We start from the raw sequence: 21,509 nt of genomic DNA on the forward strand, positions 1-21,509 counted from the left end.
CGAGTAATTATGATTGCGTTAAGTATAAATTCCTTGCTATGATAGATAATAGAAAACAAAGGGAAGGTGAACACGCATGGCACAAGTTGTTGAAGTTACCGAGGCAGCGGCATTTCATGTAAAGGAAATGATGCGCCATAATGGGGAAGAGGGTTCATTCTTACGTGTTGCTGTTAATGGCGGAGGCTGCAGCGGATTGACATACGGGATGGGCTTCGAGGCTGAAAAGTCGGAGGAAGACCAGCTGTTAGTCCAACATGGTCTGCAAATCCTTGTTTCAAGCGAAGATGCAGGTATTCTCAATGGTACACAAGTCGATTACAAAGAGTCCCTCATGGGGGGCGGATTTACGATAAATAATCCCAATGCGATTGCTTCGTGTGGGTGTGGAACTTCATTTAGAACAGCGAACAAAGCTGGAACTCCGGCTGACTGCTAATCACTTTTAAAGCCCTTTACGATTATGCGTAAAGGGCTATTTTGATTTACTGTATTATTCTGTGTTTTTAAACATTTCCTATTTCAATTATAGTATTGAAATACCGTATCAAAAGGGCTACTATAAGAGATAGAGGTTTGTCGAAAAATTGACAAAGGCCAGGACTGTGTAAATCGTCGGTGTATTAGATTTCACGAGGGCCGGGCACATAATAATTTAAAGGTGGTTTCGATCTTCGTGAAAAGACCGACAATTTTGGTGTTAGGTGCAGGGTACGGCGGTTTATCAACAGTCGTTAATTTGCAAAAATCACTTGGGACAGACGAGGCAGATGTTGTCCTCATAAATAAAAATGATTATCACTATGAGTCTACATGGTTGCATGAGGCAGCTGCTGGAACATTGTCTCCAGAACAAGTTCGTTATGACATCAAAAGTGTTATTAGTAGTCAAAAAGTTGAATTCATCAAAGCAGATGTACAAGCAATTGATGTTGAAGGCAAAGTCGTAACATCTAGTGTGGGTACACATACATACGATTATCTTGTAATTTCACTTGGTTTCGAAGGTGAAACATTTGGAATTCCTGGACTTGACAAGTATGCGCTATCAATGGCAAATGTAAAAGCAGCTCGCCAAATTCGTGAGCATATCGAATACCAATTTGCTACATGGTCTCTTGAAGAGGAGAAAGATGATAGCCGTCTAACAATCGTTGTTGGGGGTGCAGGATTCTCAGGTATCGAATTGCTAGGTGAGCTTGGAAATCGTGTACCTGAACTTTGCAAAGAGTTCGACGTGCCGGCTGACAAAGTACGCGTACTGTGCGTAGAAGCAGCTCCTATGGTACTTCCAGGATTTGATCCGGAACTTGTCGAATATGCGGTAGCTAAATTGGAAGCTAAAGGGATCGAATTCTCAATCGGAACACCGGTTGTTGAAGCGACTGAAGAAGGCGTCAACATTAAAAAAGGTGAAGATGAATTTGAATTCATCAAAGCTGGTACAGTCATTTGGGCTGCAGGTGTTCGCGGTAACCGTCTAATCGAATCTTCTGGCATCGAAAACATGCGTGCGCGTGTTAAAGTTGACAAAGATCTTCGTGCACCAGGTCATGATGATGTATTCATCATTGGAGACTGTGCATTGATGATTAACGAAGAAGAGAATCGTCCATACCCACCAACAGCGCAAATTGCGATGCAACAGGGCGACATGTGTGCGAACAATATCATCGCACTTATGAAGGGTAACCAGACTTCTGAGTTCGTACCTGACTTGAAAGGTAGCGTTTGTTCACTTGGTGAAGACGATGCTATCGGTCTTGTATATGGTAAGAAATTGACAGGGGCGAAGGCTTCATTCATGAAAAAAGTGGTGGATAACCGCTCACTATTCCTCATTGGTGGAGTAGGCTTAACGATTAAAAAAGGGAAATTCAATTTCCTATAATTTGATTCATATTAAAAAACTATAAAAAGCATCTGCCTTCTAACGACGGCAGATGCTTTTTTATATGAATTTGATTTCTATGTAAAATATGCTAAATTAGCTAACGGGATGTGATTGGTTGAAAGCCATCTCTCATTCATGTAAAATAATGAGTGGAAAACGGAGGTTGTTACTTTGGGAACCATTTCATTGACGCACGTCGTCTTATCCGTACTAATTTTCATGGTGATGTTTTTTGGTATCGGATTTCTATTAAATATGCTTCTTCGCATGACATGGTTAATGGCTATTATTTATCCAATCGTCGTGGTATTGATTATTGATGAAGTGAAGGTATATGAATACTTTACAAAGCCAAAGCATGCGTTTCAGCTTCTTGGTGAGAAACTAATTGCGCTGCACACAGCGGATATTATTATCTTAGCAAGTGGTCTAGTAGGTGCTATTATTTCAGGAATCGTCATGAAGATTTTGAGAAAACAAGGTTATCAAATGTTTTAACTACATTCAGCAAATGTGTTTGTATTGAAAGCAAAGCGATTTTCATTAAAAAGCCACTTCCTCCTATAAAGAGAAAGTGGCTTTTTAGTCATACAATAAATGAATAAATAATGATGGAGATGAGGATACCTGTTACGGCACCTACAAACACTTCGCTTGGTTTGTGTCCAAGCAATGTTTTGAGTTCTTGTATTTTTTGCTGCCCATCTTTTTGTTGCCAACCTTTCGCCTCTTGCACAAATGTTTGGAAATCTAAGCGCATTTGATTGATAATCAATGCTTGCTGCCCTGCTTGATAGCGAATTCCTGTCGCGTCGAACATGACGATGACGGCGAAGATAGCAGAAACTGCAAAGAGGGGGGAACCAAGTCCTGCTTCGTAAGCAATTGCTGTCGTTAAGGCTGTCACTGCCGCTGAGTGAGAGCTGGGCATGCCGCCTGTTGATGTCATCAGTTTCCAGTCGAGCTTGCCGCTAAGTAGAAAATAAATTGGGATTTTTACGATTTGTGCAAAGACAATCCCGAATAATGCCGCGAGGAGCGGAATGTTTTGGAATACAGCCATTTAGGTCCACTCCTTTTGAATTTAGAATAAAATGGATTCATTAACCTTATCCTAATGATGTCTAGCCTTTTGAAGTTAGTATACCACAAACCTTTACCTTTATTGGAGGAACAATATACTACGGATTCCGAATGAATTCGTACAAGTAGGTGAAAACTTAGTATATAATAAAGGGTGTATGAAAAAATGGGAGGCCAATTAAATGAAAACAATCATTGTAGAACCAGATTTTAACAAAGTAGAGGCGGATGTCTTAATTATTGGTGTTCCAGAACACCCGGAAAATATCGTTGGCTGGGACGGCTTCGTTAGCTCTTTTAGTACGCGTTTGCCTGAGTGGCTTAAAGCCGGGGATATTAAAACGACTTTTAATAAAATTGTCTCTATGCCAGCCATTGAAGAACGTGACTACAAGCGCGTCTTCTTTATTGGACTTGGTGTACAGAAGACCTTGACAGAAGAGCGCCTGCGTCAAGCATTTGCAGCAATCGGTAAAGAATTAGCTAGCGTGAAGGCAGTTTCAGTTGCGGTTTGGACAGCACCTTTCACGAATGATAAGCTAACATGCGAGGATGTTGCGTTTGCAGCTGCGGAAGGCATTGGCATGGGAACGTATAAGTTTGCAGGCTATCGTACTGATTCCAATGATCGTGACGTGGCAATTGAAGTGCTGACAATCTTATCTTCATCAGATGAGGATGAATTGAAAGCGGCATGTGAAGTCGGGAAAGTGTATGCAGATGCAGTTAATGAAGCACGAAACCTCGTTAACATGCCACCAAATATTTTAACAGCAACTAAAATGGCTGACTATGCACGCGAGCTTGCGGAAAAATATGATTTTGAAATTGAAGTATTAGGTAAAAAAGAAATGGAAGAGCTCGGTATGGGCGCTATTTTAGCGGTAAATAAAGGGTCTGTTGAGGAGCCGAAGCTTATTGTGTTAAAGTATGCGGCGACAGAGCAATGGGAAGATGTCATCGGCCTAGTCGGTAAAGGTGTTACCTATGATACAGGCGGCTATTCATTGAAACCTCGCGAGGGAATGGTTGGCATGAAGGGCGATATGGGTGGTGCAGCCGCTGTTCTTGGTGCCATGGCGATTATTGGTGAATTGCGACCACAAAAAAATGTTATTGCGGTTATTGGTTCAACGGATAATATGGTTTCAGGAGATGCATTTAAGCCGGATGATGTCATAACGTCATTGAGTGGTAAAACGATTGAGGTACTCAATACAGATGCGGAGGGGCGCCTTGTGTTGGCGGATGCTGTGACGTACGCGAAACAAGCGGGAGCTGATTACCTGATTGATGTAGCGACACTAACAGGCGGTGTTATCGTTGCACTTGGTAACGATAAGACAGGAGCACTCACAAATGATGAAGCGTTCTTTGAAGAATTTATGCAAGCCTCTTTAGAAACGGGTGAATTCGTTTGGAGGCTACCATTAACGGAAAGTGATAAGAAACGAATTCGTAAAAGTGATGTAGCCGACCTGAATAATTCACCGGGCCGTGATGGTCATATGATCTTTGGTGGAGGCTTTGTAGGTGAATTTGCCGAAACAACCCCTTGGGTCCACTTGGACATCGCAGGGACGTCAGACGCTGCGGCAGCGCATGATTTAGGTCCTAAGGGTGCAACTGGTGTAATGGTACGAACGCTTGCAACATTAGTTGAACGTATGGCAGATACTAATATAGAGGATTGATAGGCAATTGTCTCTTTCCCGATGTCCCTGTTTGAATAGGATAGGTGGGAAGGGGGATGGAAATGTCTAGAGGTTTTGATGGTGGTCGCGGCGGATTTGGTCGTGGTTTTGACGGTCGTAGACGCGGTGGTTTTGGACGTGGATTTGATGGCTTTGGCGGATTTGGGGTACCCTTTCTAGGAGGCCTTGCTGGTGGTCTTTTAGGGTCGGCGCTAACCCCGGGCTATGGTGGTGGGTATGGTGGCTATCCTCCATATGGTTATCCTCCATACTACCCTCCATATGCTTATCCGCCATATGGTTACGGTTATCCACCCTACGGTCCTTATTATTAATAAAAACACGCATGACAGTCGGAATTCCGATTGACATGCGTGTTTTTTAAACTTCTTTCCGCGTGTTCTTTGCTTTTGCTACAACTTCCGCCAAATCATCACCAACAGTGAGTTCTGTCGGTTTGACGCCGGACATATAAGCAGCCCGACTCATTAAATGCCCACCAATGGGTGAGGTGATGAACAGAAAGACAATCGCCAGAATCAGTTGAATGCTAAAGACGCCTTTAATTAACCAAAAGTGAAGAAAGACGCCTAACAAAATACTAAGTACTCCCAAAGTTGCACTTTTGGATGCGGCATGTGCCCGTGTATAGACATCGGGTAAGCGCAAGATACCGATGACAGTCACAATCGTGAAAATGATACCGACAACGATCGTAGAAACGATGAGTATATTAGCGATTACGGTCACGTTCGATGATCTCTCCTTTCTCAATGAATTTAGAGAATGATACAGTCCCGATAAATGACAGGATCGCAATTAGTAAAATGACTTCGATGAAAAATCCAGTATCAAATAAAAGCGACAACAAGGCGATGGCAGAAATCAACATCACGCCAATCGCGTCGAGTGCAATGAGTCGATCAGGTGTGGAAGGACCGAAGTACACACGATACAGTAAGCCGAAAATAGATAAGACGACAAGTATGAGGCAAATCCAAATGAAAGTCATCATGGGCGGCTTACCTCCTTAATTGCTTTTTCAAAAGAATTTTTAATAGAATCAATTGCATCAGCAACATCATCCACATCAATCGCATGGATATAAAGTGTGCGTTGATCATCAGAAACGTTCAACACAATCGTTCCAGGTGTTAATGTAATCAAACTGGATAACAACGTAATTTCCCAGTCATGCTCAAGATCTGTCGGTAACGCGAAAATCATCGGTTGAATATCCAGCTTTGGCCGCAAGACTACACGCAGTACCGAAATATTTGATAATAGTAATTCTTTGAAGAACAGCAGTGTCAATTTAAAGAATGCCCACAGCCGTGAAATATAAAGTCTTTCCTTAAAAAATCGCCTCATCATAATAATTAAAATCAGACCAATCAAGTAGCCAATAACGAATGTTGAGGCTGTCAGTGAAGTGCTCATAAACATCCAGACAAAGGCGATGAAAAAGTTCAATAATAGTTGGAAAGCCATCGTGCATCTACTCCTTTAACACCGCATCAATATAGATGGACGGTTGTAGTAATACGTTAGAGGCATCCGTCATGTATGGCATCAACCATTCCGTACCCACACCATATAACACCGACAGGACGACCAAAGCGACAGCTGGAATCATCATGCTCCGGTATGGACGACGCTCACGTTTTGGCAAGTCGACAGGCTCTCCCCAAAACGCATAGACGAAAATGCGAATGACGGACAACAGAACGACAAGGCTCGATAACAGAAGGATAATACTGCCCCAAACATGACCTGCCTCAAATGCACCCTGCACAATTAGCAGCTTACCTATGAATCCACTAAGTGGTGGAATACCTGCTAGTCCAAATGCAGCAACGATATAAAACCAACCAAGTGGGGCATGTGTTTTCATCAGCCCACCCATTTTGCGCAAGTTGGATGTGCCGGTGACGTAGATGATAATCCCGATGAGCAGGAACAACGCTCCCTTAATGAGCATGTCGTGAATGAGATAGAAAATAGCACCTGTTAAGCCCGCTTCATTCATCTGCGCTGCGCCAAATAAAATGACGCCAACAGCAATCACGATGTTATAAATGATAATTTGTTTCAAATCAAAGTAGGCAAGAGCTCCAATACAGCCTGCAATGATTGTTAAAATCGCCAACACATACAAGATTTCATGTGTAAAGCTGATATCATGGACGAAAAACAATGTGTACGTTCTCATGATGGCATAGACCCCGACCTTCGTTAGTAGTGCCCCAAAGAGTGCGAGGACCGGGATTGGTGGAGCTGCATAAGAGCCAGGTAACCAGAAGTACAGTGGGAAAATGGACCCTTTAACACCAAAGACAACGAGCATCAAAATCGCAATGACGGTAATAATACCGGGTTGTCCGATTTCTGCAATCTTCACGGAAATATCCGCCATATTCAATGTCCCGATGACCGAGTATAAAAAGGCAACCGTAATGACAAACAATGCCGATGAAATAACATTGACAAGCACATATTTGATTGATTCGCGAAGCTGTTTCTTTTCTCCTCCTAATACAATTAACACGTATGAGGCGATGAGTAGTACTTCGAAGAAGACAAACATATTGAAAATATCGCCTGTTGTAAAGGCACCATTGACGCCAGTTATCATGAATAAAATGGCTGGATAGTAGAAGTAACGTTCTCGTTCTTTTCCAATGGCTGTGAAGCTATAAATGACAACGCATAGTGTCAGTATAATCGTTGTGGTCACAAGCACCGCAGAAAACATGTCAGACACCATTGAAATGCCGAAGGGTGCCGGCCAGCTGCCTAATGTTAGTGCTTGAATACCATCAGTCTTCACTTTCGCCACTAGGAATAGGGCAGCAATTAAGCTGATAACAAGTCCAATAGCTGTCAATACGCGTTGCACACGAATATTCTCTTTAAAAAACAGAAGGACAATCGCGAACAAAAATGGTAAGAGGATCGGAAATAAAGGTAAATTAATCATGTTCGTCATTTCCTCTCATTAGATTCATATTATCTGTTTGATGCTCGGCGTACGTCCGATAAGCTAATACCAAAATGAGAGCCGTTACACCAAAACTAATCACGATAGCCGTCAAAATAAGCGCTTGCGGCAAAGGGTCAGCGTAATTGGTAACGCCGTCAGCAATAACTGGCGGCGAAATACCACCCAATCCACCCATTGTTAAAATTAATAAATGTGCGCCATGGCTGAGTAAACCAGTTCCCAAAATAATTTTAAGGACGCTCCTTGAAAGGATTAAGTAGGTAGCCGCCATGAACAGGATGCCAATAACAAGTATCATAATCAGTTCCATTAGGCATCTCCTCCAATCGATTGAATCATCGTAATCGCCGCGCCGACAACGACTAGATAGACACCTGCATCGAAAATCATCGCCGTATGCAAAGAGGTTGTCCCGAATAAAGGCAAGGTGAAATCATCGAAAGCATGTGTAAAGAACGGTACGTTGAAAAATATAGCACCAGCAGCTGTGCCTAGTGCCAGCAGTAAGCCAATGCCTGTCACAATGGTGAAGTTGAACGGCAATGCTTTTTGCACCGTTTTCAAATCAAAGGCCAACAACAATAGGACGATGGCGCCAGTTGTCAGCAAACCGCCGACGAAGCCCCCACCGGGTGTATAGTGACCCGCAAAGAAAATATGGATGGAAAAAAGGAAGATGATGAAAAATACGAGCTTGGTTGTCGTTTGTAAAATAACATCATTTGTTTTCATCCGTATCCTCCTTTTTGGCAAGCTTTAGTTTAATCATCGCAAGCACACCGATACCTGCAATCGCCAACACAGCAATTTCAAATAGTGTATCAAAGCCACGGTAATCGACCAAAATCACGTTGACGATATTTCCGCCGCCTGCTTCTGTCGCGACTGTATCTTTGTAATATTGGGAGATAGATGGAATCAGTTTTTGTGAGTGTGCAGATATTGCAACGAGCATCACAGTAATACCGACTCCAGCTGCAATGATCAAATTCATTAGCTTATTCGGTTTTGTTTCCCCGTGATTGTTCAAAGCAGGCAAGTGTTTGAATGCCAGTAAGAACAAAGCTACTGAAATTGTTTCAATGACCAGCTGTGTAAGTGCTAAGTCCGGCGCTTTAAAAATGACAAAGAATAAAGCGACTGAATACCCAACAGCACCGAGTGCGATAATAGCCGACAATCGTGTTTTCGCTAGTAAAATCATCGCGACAGCAATGACAAGAATAACCGCAGTCAATATACCATACACACTTACCGCTGAAAAACTAGCCGTATCGACAACAAAGGCTTCTTTGATAAACAGCGCTGCCGTCGTAATCGCGATAATGAAAGCGAACATATACAGTAAATACGTTCGGATTAACCCTGTCATATAAAAACGAGATAGACGATTCATGCCGCTTTCGCCAAACAGCATTGCTGAATCGTACAAGGCATTCAATGACAAATATTGCGGCTGAATATCGTATAGATTCTGCCATTTCTTCATCGTCACGTACAAAATTGCACCGACACCAACAATGGCAATCGTCATCCATAATGCTGGAGAATCAAAGCCATGCCATGCCGCAACATGTACGGCTACTTCAGACGGATGGTTGTACAATCCAGGTTGAACTGCCATGACAGCCGGCTTAACTAACCATTTCCCAATCAGGTTGGGGATGAAGAAAATCCCAACAACGAGTGTCGCTAAAATGATTGGGGACAGTAGCATCCCGATTGGTGCTTCATGCGGCATTTTTGGAAGTGGTTCATTTTTCCGCTGCCCCGCAAAGGTTTTGAAGACAAAGTAAAAGCTATAGACGAATGTGAAGACACTCGCGATCCAAGCAACAACAGGGAAAATAATACCCCATGTTCCAAAGTTGAATAACTCAAAATGACGCAAGGCTAGCATGGATTCGAGGAACATTTCCTTACTGAGGAAGCCGTTAAAAGGTGGCAAGCCTGCCATGGACATTGAGCCAATGAACGCCACAGTAAAGCTAATTGGCATAATGCTCATCAGGCCACCGAGTTTTCGGATATCCCGCGTACCTGTTTCATGATCCACAATCCCCGCGATCATGAACAAACTACCTTTAAAGGTCGCATGGTTAATCAAATGAAAAATCGCTGCAAATGCCGCAAATTTAAAAATAGCATCATCGGTATGATAGGCGACTGCACCCGCACCGAGCAGAGACATAATGAGCCCCAGCTGACTGACGGTTGAAAAGGCGAGAATCGCCTTCAAATCCGTTTGTTTTACAGCAAAGAATGAGCCCCAGAACAGCGTCAGTAGCCCGATGCCTGTAACGAGCCAAACCCATACTTCCGAAACAGCGAAAATAGGCGTAAAGCGTGCAACAAGATACAATCCTGCTTTGACCATCGTGGCAGAGTGTAAATAAGCACTGACAGGTGTAGGCGCTTCCATAGCATCCGGTAACCAAATGTAGAAAGGGAACTGCGCTGACTTCGTAAATGCACCGAGCAGAACAAGAACAAGCGCTAACGTAAAGAATTCATGCCCGATAAATGTGGAAACGTTTGCAATCAGTTCGCGAATGGAGAACGAATTGCCCATAATGCCAAGTAAAACAAATCCACCAAGCATCATTAAACCACCAAACACCGTAATCATCATTGATTTCAAGGCACCGAAACGCGAACGATCCCGCTTATACCAATAACCAATAAGTAGGAAGGAGGAAATCGATGTTAATTCCCAGAATAAATACAGGGTCATGACATTATCCGACTGTACGACACCAAGCATGGCTGTCATGAATAATAGTAGATAGACATAAAAATTGCCGAGTTTCTCCAGATCTTTATCGAGATAAAAGATGGAGTACAGTACGACAAGGGCACCAATGCCTGTGATAAGTAATGTAAATAACAGGCTTAGTCCATCTATATAAGAGACAAACGAAATACCAAGGGAAGGAATCCAATGTAATTCCGATACGGCGTGTCCTCCAGCCATCGTTATGGGGATGAAACTAACATAAAATATGAAAAGAACAAGTGGTACAATTAATACGAACCAGCCAGTATGTATGCCCTTCAAATGCTTAAAAAGTAGCGGGACAACAAGTGCAGCAATAATCGGTAGAAAAATCAATAAGACAAATTCCAAGAAAATCCTCCTTTTAACGCAAAAAAGTCTATCACAAAAGGGCATAGATACCCCTTGGTGACAGACTCCTCCAAGTACGTTCGGTTATTTGATTGTCGTAACTATACCATAGTCCACGATTTTTGTACAAGGGAAAAAGGTGGGAATTTAATTGGGGGATGTTGCTAATTGGGACATACTTCCGATATCATGGAAGGTATGCAATCAAATGAAGCCTCCGGCGGATGTCCGGGGCGTAATTGAAATTATCGAGGTGTCTTATGAAAAATCCATATATATTTGGGTATTTACCCTTTGTGACAATCGTCCTGTTTAGCTTGACGTTTGGCGTGTTCACAGTCGGTTTGTCAGTAGAGCTGTTTGAGGAAATTGGTTTGTATACAGGAATGCGCGAGTTTTTAACGGATATGCAGCTCCGTATTTTTTTGTTAGTCATCTATGCATTACTATTTTTTATGGTATTTTCAGCTTTGAAATTAATCGCCGGAACGATACACGAAACGGCGATGCTGTTCTTTTCGAAGGATGTGAAAGGTGAGTCGTATAGTGAGGCGAAGGGCGGCAACGTTATTTATTTTTTTGGCTCACTCGCATCAGCAGGGGGGATTAGTTCGATAGGTGTGCTGTCGGCTATTTTTCTACTAACGACATTCATTTACTTTGTTTATGTTGTGTATAAGCTGAGCAAGTTCATGACGGTTAGTAGAACAGTTGGGCTAATTGCTTTTGAAATGATTATTTGGAGCGTGCTCATTACTACAATTGTCTATATTTTACTCAAGCTTTATAACGGTGTAATTGCGAGTTTGCCATTTTTGGCATGAAAAATTTTCTTGCAGGCGAGTGCAAGACACCTGCTATCTAATCGCAGAGTCTTTTTTAGATATCCCTACAAGCCATGTGTAAAGGATAGTGGTGTCTGGCACTCGGAAGTTTCTTAGTCTCGTAATAGTGTTGAAAAAAGCTGCAAATGGATTTTCTGGTCACTTAAAGATTTCATTGGTTGTGGTTTGTCATAGCCTACCCAGACAGCTGTTGTGTAGTGTTCGTTTAGGCCACCTACCCACAAATCCTTGTAATGGTCTGTGGTGCCTGTTTTTGCACCTGTATACGCAGTCGTATATGGAATTCCGCGTCCGGTTCCATTAGTCACAACATCTGATAGTAGGCTCCGCATTGTTGAAATTGTAGTCGGCGACCATACTTCTATTTTTTGATCTGCCCATTCATATAAAAGTTTTCCCTCACTATCCTTCACTGTACGAATCGCACGGACAGGAGTATACATCCCGTCGATGAATCCCGTGTAAGCCCCTGCAAGCTCAAGTGGTGTCATCCCTTTAGACAATCCTCCAAGTGCAGCTGCATAGCTATGATCCTGTTGTGTAATCGATTTAAAGTGAAAAGGTTCGATAAAGGTAAATGCATTGTCAATGCCGACAGTTTGTAGTAATCGGACTGCGGCTGTATTATGGCTACGTCGAAATGCTTCTTTCACAGTTGTTGTTCCATATACATAGCCGCCGACATTAGTCGGGCAATAGGAACCGATGCAAATGCTACCGCTATTGACACGGCTATTCGCTGTGTAAGGTCCGCTTTCAAAATAAGGAGCATAAACTAAAATCGGTTTGATAGCGGAACCAGGCTGTCTGACGGCTTGGAAGCCACGGTGGAAATCCGCTTTTTTATAGTTCTTCCCTGCAAATAGACTAATGATTTCTCGCGTTTCATTGTCAATAACGGCGGCACCAGCCTGCAATCCCTCAGGTTTTAATAGTGCAGTAACTGCCTGTTCGTCTTGTTGTTGCTTCTGCGGATTGAGTGCTGTTTCGATGATAAGACCTGTTGCGAGTACTTCCGCTGTTCGCTGCTGAACTTGAACTTTAAGGGCTAGCTTTGTGGATTTATCTTTTGCTTCGGCAATTTGATCCGCTAAGCCTTCCGATTGAGCAATGAGCTCCGACAGCTCTGAAAGGACATACGTGCTGTACGCTGGAAAATTACTTTCTTTCTTTTTTAGCTGCAATGTAATCGGTATATTTTTATATGCTTCAGCTTCCTCCAAAGTGATAACGCTGTTTTTTGCAAGGATATCTAACAAACGTTCTTGCCTTTTTTTCGTTTGATCGAAATGGACTAATGGATCGTACAATGAAGGATTGTTTGGAATCGCCGCGATGAACGCTTGCTGTGCTTCATTCAACTCATAGATGGGCTTGCTAAAATAATAGGTAGCAGCCGCACCAATACCATACACTTGATTGCCGAAATACATTTCATTCAAATATATTTCTAAAATAGCCTCTTTTGTCGTTTGTTTCTCCAGCTCCGTCGCGTAAAAAAGCTCCGTCAGCTTACGTTCATACGTTTTTTCTGTCGATAAAAAACGCATACGCACGACTTGCTGCGTGATCGTCGAAGCTCCTTGTTGCAAATCGTCTGTTGCTGTGTTGACCGCAAAGGCTCGGACGATGGCCGCTACATCATAGCCGCGGTGATCAAAGAAACTTTTATCCTCACTTTCGAGGAACAATTGACGAACGAAAGTAGGAATGGAATCAAGTGCAAGTGGAGTACGCCATTCTACGTACTCCTCTGCAAAAATAACACCATTGCGATCCTTCATTGCAACAGGTACATTGACGGACGGTGTCGATAGCTCGATGGAACGCGTCATTTGCTCGTTAAACGTGTTAGCCGTCGTTAATTCAACAGCAATCGCCTCTTGAACAATGATTAAAATAGGGATGAAGAAAAGAATAATGACTATGCCGATGAACCGTTTCAACACCGGACCTCCATTCAAAAATAAGTACTGACAAAAGAATAGCATAAATTTAAGTTTGTTGTTCTTTCAGCGCTAAGAAATCTTCAAAATCTTGTCCAGGTTTCCTTTTCGCATAATATAGAAAGGCAAAGCCGACAAGGAACAATACACCTGTTAAAAGAAAAACGGAAGAGATGCCGATAAAACCACTAATGATTCCGCCGAACATGGGACCGATAATATTGCCTAGAAAGCGGAAGCTCGTGTTATACCCCATAACCTCACCTTGGATATCCACGGGGGCTTCACGCCTAACAAGTGCAGTTGTAATCGGAATCATCCCCCCAATTGCAATTCCGAAGAGTAGTCGGCAAATGATAAGTTGCCATAACTCCGTGACAAAGGCTTGTGGGATGATGAAAAGAAAGGACAGCAATAGTAATAGAGATAAGACCTTTTCGTAACCGATATCATCCCCAAGTTTACCCCAATGGCGAGCGAATAATAGATTGCCTAAGCCAGCTGCACTAAAGGTAATACCTGCGAGGAAGGCGACATCCTTGGCATCTGATAATTGTGCAACATAAAGTGACAATAGCGGTTGGATGCTGAAGTTACCAATTTGAATAAGAGCAGTTACAACCATCACATTGAGCATGAGTCGATGGTGTAGCAGTCCACTTAAAATGGCTTTGCGAGAATAGCGATTCGTCCGGTCACTTTTCGCACGTCGTTGCTCTTGAATACCGAAAAGTACGATGATCGCTGCTATTACGACAGAAACCGAAGTGATGATAAAGGTGTATTGAAATCCGAACGTATCCGCGAGTAATCCGCCTAAAGCGGGACCGAACAAAGTCCCTGTCACACTCCCCATTTGTAAAGTGCCGAGCATTTTACCGGCTTCTTCCTTGGAGGTTTGTGAGGATACAAATGCAAGTGACGTAGGAATAAATCCTGTGACGACACCGTTGAGTAAGCGTAAGAGGAAAAATACTTCTACTGAATCGACGAAGCCCATTAAAAAGACGGATGTTGCAATTCCAAAACCGTTAATGAGCAAAATGGGCTTGAAGCCATATTTGTCAGCGACACGTCCCCAAATAGGTGACATAATAAAAGCTGTCACAAAGGATGCGCCAAAAATAAGGCCAGACCATTTTTGGACGTAAGCATCGGAATGGTCTCCGAAGGTTTCAATATAGAGTGAAAGGAAAGGCATAATCATCGTCATTGTGCCTGCGACGAGGAAGTTAGAAATCAAAATGATAACAAAGTTTCGTTTTTGCACGTCCATCTAAAAACCTGCTTTCTGTATCGTGCTCTTCTATAAGTATAAAACATTTCGAGATACGAAGGAAGTAACGTGCTTATTCGTCGAAAAATGAATTGTAATATGGTAGACTAATTCAGGGTGAATATGAAATGAAAAAGTATTATTTCTCTTTACTAACTATTTTATTCATGATTCTGTTAACCGCTTGCGGCACAGCATCTGACAAAAATCAAGGGGAGGCAACAATTATGTATCCACAATTATCAAAAGAAGTAGCAGCAAACGAGGCGCTTGTCGTCATGAACACGACACTCGGTCCGATTAAAATTAAGCTTTTCCCAGAACAGGCTCCAAAAACAGTTGAAAACTTTTTGACACACGCTGAAAATGGTTATTATGACGGTATCATTTTCCACCGTGTTATCCAAGATTTCATGATTCAAGGTGGAGACCCAACAGGAACTGGAATGGGCGGAGCAAGCATCTACGGTGATACGTTTGAAGATGAATTCACAATGGATTTATTCAACATAAACGGTGCATTGTCAATGGCAAACGCTGGTCCTGGAACAAACGGCAGCCAGTTCTTCATCGTTCAAGCATCACAAGCACCTGGAACTGCTAAGCAAATGGAAGAAGGCGGCTGGCCAGCAGAAATTGCTAAAGCTTACGAAGAAACAGGCGGGACACCACATCTTGACCAAAAGCATACAGTATTTGGACAAGTTATCGAAGGCATGGATGTTGTCAACAAAATTGCTGCAGTGGAAAAAGGTCGTCAAGATAAGCCGGTTGAAGACGTTTCAATCGAATCTATTGAAATTCTTCAAAAATAATTCTAGCCAAGTGAAATTACTAAGATGAGGAAGTGTAGCAAGTGAACGTTTTATTAATGCCGTTCCTTTACTTTCCAGAAGATAAATCAGAATATATTCCGGCAGCATTTTCGTTTCTATTCTTCATGATTCTCATGTATTTTGCTCTACGCTGGATTCGAAACAACTCGAAGAAGCAAGAGCTCGAAACGAAAGAATTAGAAGAGCGGATTTTACGTGAACGTCGCGAAGCACAAGAAAAACAGCACTCTCAACATTGAGATGCTGTTTTTCTTTGTTTATCAGTCAGTCAGTGCAGTCACAAATCGGTTAACGCCCTCTTCGACGAGTGAACGTGGTGTAGCGACATTCATCCGTAGGAAGCCGCGTCCTGCCTCGCCGTATTTTGTCCCTGGTTCAAGTGCAAGTTTCCCTTTATTCAACAACCTGTCCATCATTTCATCTTCATTTAGCCCCGTACCACGATAGTCAATCCAAAGTAGATACGTACCATGTGGCTTCGCAATTTTTAAGCCAGAGATTGCTGACGTCAGCTCATGAATGACATAGTCCATATTCGAAGAAATGATTTCGAGTAATTCGTCTAACCAAGGGCCGCCTTCTTTATAGGCAGCAGTTAGTGCGGCTGCTGCAAATGGACTCAAATCCATCTGGCCGTGAGCCATCGCATTCAACGTCAGTTTCTCCCGTACACCTTCGTCTGTCGCGATCATTAACGCCGCTTGGACACCTGCGATATTAAAGGTTTTTGTAGGTGCGACACAAGTGATGATGCGGTCAGCTTCTTCGCCCGCCAATGTGACTAGTGGAATATGTTTATGTCCCGGGAAGACGAGATCAGCGTGAATTTCATCCGCTAAAATAAGAACATCATATTTTGTACAAAGTCTTAGCATTTCTTTTAATTCGTCCTCTTTCCAGACGATACCCCCAGGATTATGCGGATTACATAAGATAAACAGCTTTACATTTTGCTGTAGGCATTTTTCGAATTCTTCAAAGTCGATGGAATAGGCTACGTCTTCTTCAAACATAACGCATTCAACGATGTTTCGTTGTTGTCGTTGTGGAATTTGAAAAAATGGTGGATAGACAGGCGATGTGACAAGAATCCCGTCACCCGCAGTCGTGAATGTTTCAACAACGGAGGCGATTGCAGGAACAACTCCCTGATGAAATAGCATCCATTCGTTTTTCGTTTCCCATTCATGACGCTCCGATAACCATGACCGAACAGCATCTTTACAGCCTTCACAAGCATATGAGTAACCGAAGACTGGATGGTCAAGCCGTTCCTTCATCGCTTGGATGACGGCTTCAGGTGCGGCAAAATCCATATCAGCGACCCACATAGGTAAAATAGCAGATGCGTCTTCAATATTATAAATTTTCTCCATCATGTCCCATTTTACAGAACGGGTTTCTCGTCGTTCAATGACTTTTTCAAATACACTCATGAGTATCCCTACTTTCCTTTTTTCTCTACTATGCTATCATAAATAAGACTAAAGAAAAATAAGGTGGCTTATCGTGGAATCAATCGAAATAAATAAAAAGGCTATTGCGCTTCTAGAACAATGGGATCCGTTTGAAGCGGGAGCTAAAGCATATGAACTCGAAATTGTTGATGTTATCTCAGAATTGCATCGCCTCGATCACCCGACAGATCTTGCTAAACGCATTCGTGAGATTTATGAACACTCCTATAAACTATGGATTCCAATTGAAAAATGCATGAAAATTTCTTACAAGTTATTAGCAATTAAATATGAGGCGAAATCTATCGTCTAAAAAGAAAAAACGCATCCTAAACAAGTAGGGGGTGCGTTTTTTGTTGAAAATTAGAAAGACCTAATATTTCCAAATTCTTAATTAGCCGAGGCGTAATTGATATTGTAATATTGAAAGAACCCATGGATGACTAATATCTATGGGTCATTTTTTGATTAAGATTGAAGTTCGATAATCCATGTAATAAAAATAATTATGATCGCAGCGGGTGCCGCATATCGAACAAGGAACTTCCACAGTGTATTCATAACAGGGTGCATACGGAGTTCATCGTCTGTTTGTACTTTTGTTAGGACAAAACCTGCAAACAACGAAATACAAAGTGCACCGAGTGGCATTCCAATTTTGCTTGTCAATGTATCAGCAAAATCAAAAATGGATCCGCCGAAAATTTGGACATCAGATAGCAGGCCAAATGATAACGCGCTCGGTATACCGACGATAAAGATCAGAATCCCGAATACCCAAGCAGCACCTCTTCTACGTTCATGCTTCTGGCGGATACCTGTCGACACAACAATCTCTAGCATAGAAATAGAGGACGTTAGTGTCGCAAATAGCATTAGGATGAAGAACACGATCATAAATGCATTCCCAAATGGAATTTGGCTAAAAATCGCCGGTAAGATGACGAAAATAAGTCCTGGTCCTTCAGCGGGAGATTGCCCAAGTGCGAACACCGCTGGGAAAATGACAAGTCCGGCTAATAACGAAATGACAATATTCAAGATGGAAACGTTGACGGCAGATTGCCCCAACTGTTCTTCTTTTGGCAAATAAGATGCATATGTCATCATGGCAGTTACCCCGACACTCAAGGAGAAGAATGCTTGCCCAAGTGCCAGTAACAGTGTGGTGCCTGTAAAGTAAGACCAATCCGGTACAAACAAGAAGCGGACACCTTCCATGGCCCCGTCTAATGTCAATGAACGAATCGCTAGGATGATGAAGAATATGAATAATAGCGGCATCATCCATCGGCTCGCCCGTTCAATGCCACCTCGGATACCACTTTGTACAATCCAAATCGTTAATCCCATAAAGACAGCCTGAGCGAGTAAAACCTCCAGTGGGTTGGAAATGATAGAATTGAAGTATTCACTATGATCGGTGACATTGAGTCGGAAGGTAAGAGCGCGCGCTAGGTAAGATAGAATCCATCCACCAACTACACTGTAAAAGGATAGGAGGATAAAGGATACAGCTAACCCCATCCAGCCGAATAAATACCACTGTCGTCCAGGGGCTAGTTTTTTTAGAGAAGTAACTACGTCAGCCTGCCCTCTCCGCCCAATGACAAATTCTGCAAGCAAGATTGGAAGTCCAATCGCAATTGTGCAAATGATAAATAGCAGGACGAAGACACTACCGCCATTCGTTCCAACCATATAAGGGAATTTCCAAATGGCACCGAGTCCGATTGCACTACCAGCTGCAGCGAGAACGAAGCCGATTTTGGACGTCCATTGATCACGTTGTTTCATAAAATAACCACTCTTTCTTATAGTAAAGACTCATTTATTGTACACGAATTAACTTGAATGCCAAAGGACTTTCACGGAAGTATTCAAGTCCAGAATCTTTTCATTTTTGTGTGAAACAATGTGGGGAAAAGTTTCGTATCATCTACAGAAGCAAGAGGGTGAGGGGGAGCCATGAACACTATCGGCTTAATCGAAAAAGCACAGCAAGGAGACCGAGCCGCTTATGGAAAGCTGATGAAGCTACACTATCGGACAGTCGAGAAATTTGCCTATCAATGTGGCGTACAGCTAGATGATGTACCGGATGTAACGCAGGAAGTGTTCATCAAATTGCACAGGTTTCTGCATCAATTTAACCAAGAACGCTTCACAACATGGCTGTATAAAATCACGTTGAACACAGCACGTGATTATTATCGAAAAGAAAATCGTGAGCGAGATAAACAACAAAAAGTGGGCAATGATACACAAATGAACGTACAGCATTCCGTGGAGGCACAAGTTCTATTATTCGAAGAAGACCGAGAATTACACGTAGCGATTATGCAGTTAGATGAAAAATATCGACTGCCACTGATCCTATATTATTTCCAAGACTTATCATATCAGCAAATTGCCGACGTCTTAAACATTACGCTCTCGGCTGTTAAGACACGTTTACATCGGGCGAAGGACAGTTTGAAAAAAGCGATGGACAATAATGGAGGTGTGCGTCATGGCGAATAATAATTTCGACAAACGAATGGAATTTCTAAAAAAATCCTATGACCGTCTGCCATCTTCATTTAATTCGGAGGAGGTGCTTCAGAAAATCGAAGAGGAGGCGAATAATCCTGGAAAGAAGGAGTCTTCTAGTGGGAAAAAAAGACCGCTTCGCCACAAGATAACGGTTTGGGCTGTTAGCATTGCCAGTATATTTTTATTCGGCATTATCACGGCTTTGTTTATCACAGAACATAATGAAAAACTAGCTAGTGACGAATATGTTGAAAAACTCCAAAATGATTATGTGGTTGAACGTAATAAGCAACGGGATATATTGAAGCTAGAAGAGGACAAATTTAGCAAGTTGACGTTTGTTAGTGAAGCAGATGCGATTATTGAAAGCATTGCTGACGACATGGAACAAGCAGATGGGAACTATGAACGCGCACTATCCGCCTTAGCATTGCCATCTGACATGATGAAGGATATTGCAAATCAGTCTTTGGAGGAGGATGAACAAGCAAGTATTGCTTATCTTGATTCCTTTTTCGGAAAAGTAAGGAGTCTCATCGCTGTCTATGATGAAATTTTGGCGGAGAATCATCAAGCAATAGAAGATTTTGAAATGGATCCTTCCATTGATAAAGCCGCTGTGATGATGCTAAGTTCGGATTCATTTTCAGAGGAACTCGAAAATATGATTGATACGATGCGCGAGCAATACACCGAACTGACTATGAATAGGGATACTGGGGAGATAACGGTGCGCTATTATGCGCCACGGCTTGCTGAAAAGATAAAGACTAAGTTTCACCCTGCCGCACGTGGTTATGCCACATTGGCACTTACAAGGACGGGGCAGTTAGAAGGTAGCGACTCTGATAGACGAGAAGAAATAGCAAATCAGTCAATTACATTACCAGATAAGCATTTTCAACAAGAAGTAAAATCACTTTATGATCAATTTAAAATGTCTCATGATAAAACCATCTTTAAAGGATTATCGCTAATTTATATGGCTGGCGTATTTAATTACGCCAACGATATGGAAGATCCTGAAACGATGTATTATTTAAGCCATAGTGATGATATGACCACGAATATTCATCAAGGCAGAGGCTATACGGTAGAGTGGTATGTTGCAAATTGGCGCAAAGGGGCATCCCTTTTTGACAATGCAGAGAAAATTGTATTTTTCGCAGATTCAGTGGAACAAGATGCTCCTAGTACACTTTCTGCTACTGTTAAAATTATTCGTAAGGATGGATCTTCTGAGAAATTCCTATTTATATGGGTAGGCAGTCAGGAGTGGGAATTATTTATGCAATGGTTAACCCCGGATCCCTCAACGCATAGTGAACCAGAAACGCTAATTGATAAGGATTTCATGAAACATGTCAAATATGTGTATAAAATCTACTCAACATTTAAGAACGAACTAGATTTAGAAGAAACGAGTCCAGTTACGATTGTCGGTCTGTATTTCTATGCAGCGGAAATTGGTGATTATGAAACGCAGTATTCACTGTATGTCCAAGGGGAATATGGTCCAACCGTCGACAAAGAAACGTTCATCAGAGAGGCGGCATTGAGTCCAAATGTTAAGTTTGATGAAGTATATAAATCAATTTCATTCCAGGCGGATGAGCAACAAGGTGAAGATGGCAATTGGAGTGGCCTTGCCACGCTGAACTTGAATCCAGGACATGATTCTTATAACAGTAAAGTACAGTATTTTTCAATGTCGCACACGGAAAACGGTTGGCGTGTCAATTATCTGCCTATGCAATGAGAAGAGTGAGGAAAGGTTATCCCGTGTGTTGGAGGCCACTGAAAAACCTACGG

General features: G+C 42.3%; 23 protein-coding genes. 11 read left to right on the forward strand and 12 right to left on the reverse strand.

What is annotated here, in order from left to right:
- The first annotated feature begins 76 nt into the window (after window positions 1–76).
- From R2B77_RS09045 to R2B77_RS09055, 3 genes are all read left to right on the forward strand, one after another.
- Window positions 77–439, forward strand: coding sequence for a HesB/IscA family protein (locus tag R2B77_RS09045; protein WP_203247964.1), 363 nt, complete (start codon window positions 77–79; stop codon window positions 437–439).
- Between the two features lie 237 nt (window positions 440–676).
- Entirely contained in the window at window positions 677–1,891 is a 1,215-nt protein-coding gene (locus R2B77_RS09050; protein WP_203247963.1) for an NAD(P)/FAD-dependent oxidoreductase, read from the forward strand.
- A 174-nt stretch (window positions 1,892–2,065) separates the two neighbouring features.
- A complete protein-coding gene (locus R2B77_RS09055; RefSeq protein WP_203247962.1) occupies window positions 2,066–2,392 on the forward strand; it encodes a YuiB family protein in 327 nt (108 codons plus the stop codon).
- 88 nt (window positions 2,393–2,480) lie between these two features.
- Here the strand turns inward: R2B77_RS09055 and R2B77_RS09060 are convergent, their stop codons facing one another.
- Entirely contained in the window at window positions 2,481–2,957 is a 477-nt protein-coding gene (locus R2B77_RS09060) for a divergent PAP2 family protein (RefSeq protein ID WP_203247961.1), read from the reverse strand.
- Window positions 2,958–3,159: 202 nt separating this feature from the next.
- On the opposite strand from R2B77_RS09060, the gene R2B77_RS09065 reads away from it, so the two are divergent.
- Together R2B77_RS09065 and R2B77_RS09070 are read left to right on the forward strand one after the other, a co-directional pair.
- The gene (locus R2B77_RS09065) at window positions 3,160–4,671 is read left to right on the forward strand and encodes a leucyl aminopeptidase (protein WP_203247960.1); all 1,512 of its coding nucleotides are present in this window, start codon (window positions 3,160–3,162) and stop codon (window positions 4,669–4,671) included.
- A 56-nt stretch (window positions 4,672–4,727) separates the two neighbouring features.
- Complete coding sequence (locus tag R2B77_RS09070) at window positions 4,728–5,006, forward strand: hypothetical protein (protein ID WP_203247959.1); 279 nt, start codon at window positions 4,728–4,730, stop codon at window positions 5,004–5,006.
- Window positions 5,007–5,052: 46 nt separating this feature from the next.
- Here the strand turns inward: R2B77_RS09070 and mnhG are convergent, their stop codons facing one another.
- From mnhG to R2B77_RS09105, 7 genes are read right to left on the reverse strand one after another with little or no spacing between them, the layout of a single operon-like run.
- On the reverse strand, window positions 5,053–5,421 hold the full coding sequence (gene mnhG / locus R2B77_RS09075; protein ID WP_203247958.1) for a monovalent cation/H(+) antiporter subunit G: 369 nt from the start codon (window positions 5,419–5,421) through the stop codon (window positions 5,053–5,055).
- On the reverse strand, window positions 5,405–5,686 hold the full coding sequence (locus R2B77_RS09080; protein ID WP_203247957.1) for a Na(+)/H(+) antiporter subunit F1: 282 nt from the start codon (window positions 5,684–5,686) through the stop codon (window positions 5,405–5,407). Before R2B77_RS09080 ends, mnhG begins: the two co-directional genes overlap by 17 nt.
- Window positions 5,683–6,162, reverse strand: coding sequence for a Na+/H+ antiporter subunit E (locus R2B77_RS09085; RefSeq protein WP_203247956.1), 480 nt, complete (start codon window positions 6,160–6,162; stop codon window positions 5,683–5,685). Before R2B77_RS09085 ends, R2B77_RS09080 begins: the two co-directional genes overlap by 4 nt.
- A 7-nt stretch (window positions 6,163–6,169) precedes the next feature.
- Window positions 6,170–7,651 (reverse strand): Na+/H+ antiporter subunit D, encoded by a 1,482-nt coding sequence (locus tag R2B77_RS09090; protein ID WP_203247955.1) that lies wholly within the window; start codon window positions 7,649–7,651, stop codon window positions 6,170–6,172.
- Window positions 7,644–7,985 (reverse strand): Na(+)/H(+) antiporter subunit C, encoded by a 342-nt coding sequence (locus R2B77_RS09095; RefSeq protein ID WP_203247954.1) that lies wholly within the window; start codon window positions 7,983–7,985, stop codon window positions 7,644–7,646. The genes R2B77_RS09090 and R2B77_RS09095 overlap by 8 nt, the downstream gene beginning before the upstream one ends.
- Entirely contained in the window at window positions 7,985–8,407 is a 423-nt protein-coding gene (locus R2B77_RS09100; protein ID WP_203247953.1) for a Na(+)/H(+) antiporter subunit B, read from the reverse strand. The genes R2B77_RS09095 and R2B77_RS09100 overlap by 1 nt, the downstream gene beginning before the upstream one ends.
- Entirely contained in the window at window positions 8,394–10,802 is a 2,409-nt protein-coding gene (locus R2B77_RS09105) for a Na+/H+ antiporter subunit A (RefSeq protein ID WP_322555681.1), read from the reverse strand. Before R2B77_RS09105 ends, R2B77_RS09100 begins: the two co-directional genes overlap by 14 nt.
- A 260-nt stretch (window positions 10,803–11,062) precedes the next feature.
- Here R2B77_RS09105 and R2B77_RS09110 point away from each other — a divergent pair, with 260 nt between their 5' ends.
- Entirely contained in the window at window positions 11,063–11,626 is a 564-nt protein-coding gene (locus R2B77_RS09110) for a DUF5366 family protein (protein WP_203247951.1), read from the forward strand.
- A gap of 113 nt (window positions 11,627–11,739) precedes the next feature.
- On the opposite strand, the gene R2B77_RS09115 is transcribed toward R2B77_RS09110, so the two are convergent.
- On the reverse strand, window positions 11,740–13,593 hold the full coding sequence (locus tag R2B77_RS09115) for a transglycosylase domain-containing protein (RefSeq protein ID WP_203247950.1): 1,854 nt from the start codon (window positions 13,591–13,593) through the stop codon (window positions 11,740–11,742).
- 49 nt (window positions 13,594–13,642) lie between these two features.
- Complete coding sequence (locus tag R2B77_RS09120; protein ID WP_203247949.1) at window positions 13,643–14,869, reverse strand: MFS transporter; 1,227 nt, start codon at window positions 14,867–14,869, stop codon at window positions 13,643–13,645.
- A gap of 227 nt (window positions 14,870–15,096) precedes the next feature.
- On the opposite strand from R2B77_RS09120, the gene R2B77_RS09125 reads away from it, so the two are divergent.
- On the forward strand, window positions 15,097–15,684 hold the full coding sequence (locus R2B77_RS09125; RefSeq protein ID WP_203248104.1) for a peptidylprolyl isomerase: 588 nt from the start codon (window positions 15,097–15,099) through the stop codon (window positions 15,682–15,684).
- A 56-nt stretch (window positions 15,685–15,740) separates the two neighbouring features.
- Window positions 15,741–15,944, forward strand: a complete 204-nt coding sequence (locus R2B77_RS09130) for a hypothetical protein (protein ID WP_212391624.1) — start codon at window positions 15,741–15,743, stop codon at window positions 15,942–15,944.
- Between the two features lie 21 nt (window positions 15,945–15,965).
- On the opposite strand, the gene R2B77_RS09135 is transcribed toward R2B77_RS09130, so the two are convergent.
- Window positions 15,966–17,141 (reverse strand): PatB family C-S lyase, encoded by a 1,176-nt coding sequence (locus R2B77_RS09135; protein WP_203247947.1) that lies wholly within the window; start codon window positions 17,139–17,141, stop codon window positions 15,966–15,968.
- Between the two features lie 73 nt (window positions 17,142–17,214).
- Between R2B77_RS09135 and R2B77_RS09140 the strand changes: the two genes are divergently transcribed.
- Window positions 17,215–17,475 (forward strand): DUF1871 family protein, encoded by a 261-nt coding sequence (locus R2B77_RS09140; protein ID WP_203247946.1) that lies wholly within the window; start codon window positions 17,215–17,217, stop codon window positions 17,473–17,475.
- Window positions 17,476–17,630: 155 nt separating this feature from the next.
- Here the strand turns inward: R2B77_RS09140 and R2B77_RS09145 are convergent, their stop codons facing one another.
- Window positions 17,631–18,959: a sodium-dependent transporter gene (locus R2B77_RS09145; protein ID WP_203247945.1), complete on the reverse strand. Its 1,329-nt coding sequence runs from the start codon at window positions 18,957–18,959 to the stop codon at window positions 17,631–17,633.
- A gap of 171 nt (window positions 18,960–19,130) precedes the next feature.
- Here R2B77_RS09145 and R2B77_RS09150 point away from each other — a divergent pair, with 171 nt between their 5' ends.
- Both R2B77_RS09150 and R2B77_RS09155 read left to right on the forward strand, forming a co-directional pair.
- Window positions 19,131–19,685 (forward strand): RNA polymerase sigma factor, encoded by a 555-nt coding sequence (locus R2B77_RS09150; protein ID WP_203247944.1) that lies wholly within the window; start codon window positions 19,131–19,133, stop codon window positions 19,683–19,685.
- The gene (locus R2B77_RS09155) at window positions 19,675–21,456 is read left to right on the forward strand and encodes a hypothetical protein (RefSeq protein ID WP_203247943.1); all 1,782 of its coding nucleotides are present in this window, start codon (window positions 19,675–19,677) and stop codon (window positions 21,454–21,456) included. Before R2B77_RS09150 ends, R2B77_RS09155 begins: the two co-directional genes overlap by 11 nt.
- Window positions 21,457–21,509 lie beyond the last annotated feature (53 nt).

The organism is Sporosarcina beigongshangi, from assembly GCF_033485195.1.
Taxonomy (GTDB): Bacteria; Bacillota; Bacilli; order Bacillales_A; family Planococcaceae; genus Sporosarcina; species Sporosarcina beigongshangi.

Bases quoted from the DNA above. Each gene is read 5' to 3' on its own strand.
- R2B77_RS09065 (WP_203247960.1), top strand. From the start codon at position 3,160: ATGAAAACAATCATTGTAGAACCAGATTTTAACAAAGTAGAGGCGGAT.
- R2B77_RS09070 (WP_203247959.1), top strand. From the start codon at position 4,728: ATGGAAATGTCTAGAGGTTTTGATGGTGGTCGCGGCGGATTTGGTCGT.
- R2B77_RS09125 (WP_203248104.1), top strand. From the start codon at position 15,097: ATGTATCCACAATTATCAAAAGAAGTAGCAGCAAACGAGGCGCTTGTC.
- R2B77_RS09150 (WP_203247944.1), top strand. From the start codon at position 19,131: ATGAACACTATCGGCTTAATCGAAAAAGCACAGCAAGGAGACCGAGCC.
- R2B77_RS09120 (WP_203247949.1), bottom strand. From the start codon at position 14,869: ATGGACGTGCAAAAACGAAACTTTGTTATCATTTTGATTTCTAACTTC.
- R2B77_RS09080 (WP_203247957.1), bottom strand. From the start codon at position 5,686: ATGATGACTTTCATTTGGATTTGCCTCATACTTGTCGTCTTATCTATT.
- R2B77_RS09100 (WP_203247953.1), bottom strand. From the start codon at position 8,407: ATGAAAACAAATGATGTTATTTTACAAACGACAACCAAGCTCGTATTT.
- R2B77_RS09090 (WP_203247955.1), bottom strand. From the start codon at position 7,651: ATGATTAATTTACCTTTATTTCCGATCCTCTTACCATTTTTGTTCGCG.
- R2B77_RS09045 (WP_203247964.1), top strand. From the start codon at position 77: ATGGCACAAGTTGTTGAAGTTACCGAGGCAGCGGCATTTCATGTAAAG.
- R2B77_RS09155 (WP_203247943.1), top strand. From the start codon at position 19,675: ATGGCGAATAATAATTTCGACAAACGAATGGAATTTCTAAAAAAATCC.
- R2B77_RS09060 (WP_203247961.1), bottom strand. From the start codon at position 2,957: ATGGCTGTATTCCAAAACATTCCGCTCCTCGCGGCATTATTCGGGATT.
- R2B77_RS09110 (WP_203247951.1), top strand. From the start codon at position 11,063: ATGAAAAATCCATATATATTTGGGTATTTACCCTTTGTGACAATCGTC.
- R2B77_RS09135 (WP_203247947.1), bottom strand. From the start codon at position 17,141: ATGAGTGTATTTGAAAAAGTCATTGAACGACGAGAAACCCGTTCTGTA.
- R2B77_RS09085 (WP_203247956.1), bottom strand. From the start codon at position 6,162: ATGGCTTTCCAACTATTATTGAACTTTTTCATCGCCTTTGTCTGGATG.
- R2B77_RS09095 (WP_203247954.1), bottom strand. From the start codon at position 7,985: ATGGAACTGATTATGATACTTGTTATTGGCATCCTGTTCATGGCGGCT.
- R2B77_RS09130 (WP_212391624.1), top strand. From the start codon at position 15,741: ATGCCGTTCCTTTACTTTCCAGAAGATAAATCAGAATATATTCCGGCA.
- R2B77_RS09145 (WP_203247945.1), bottom strand. From the start codon at position 18,959: ATGAAACAACGTGATCAATGGACGTCCAAAATCGGCTTCGTTCTCGCT.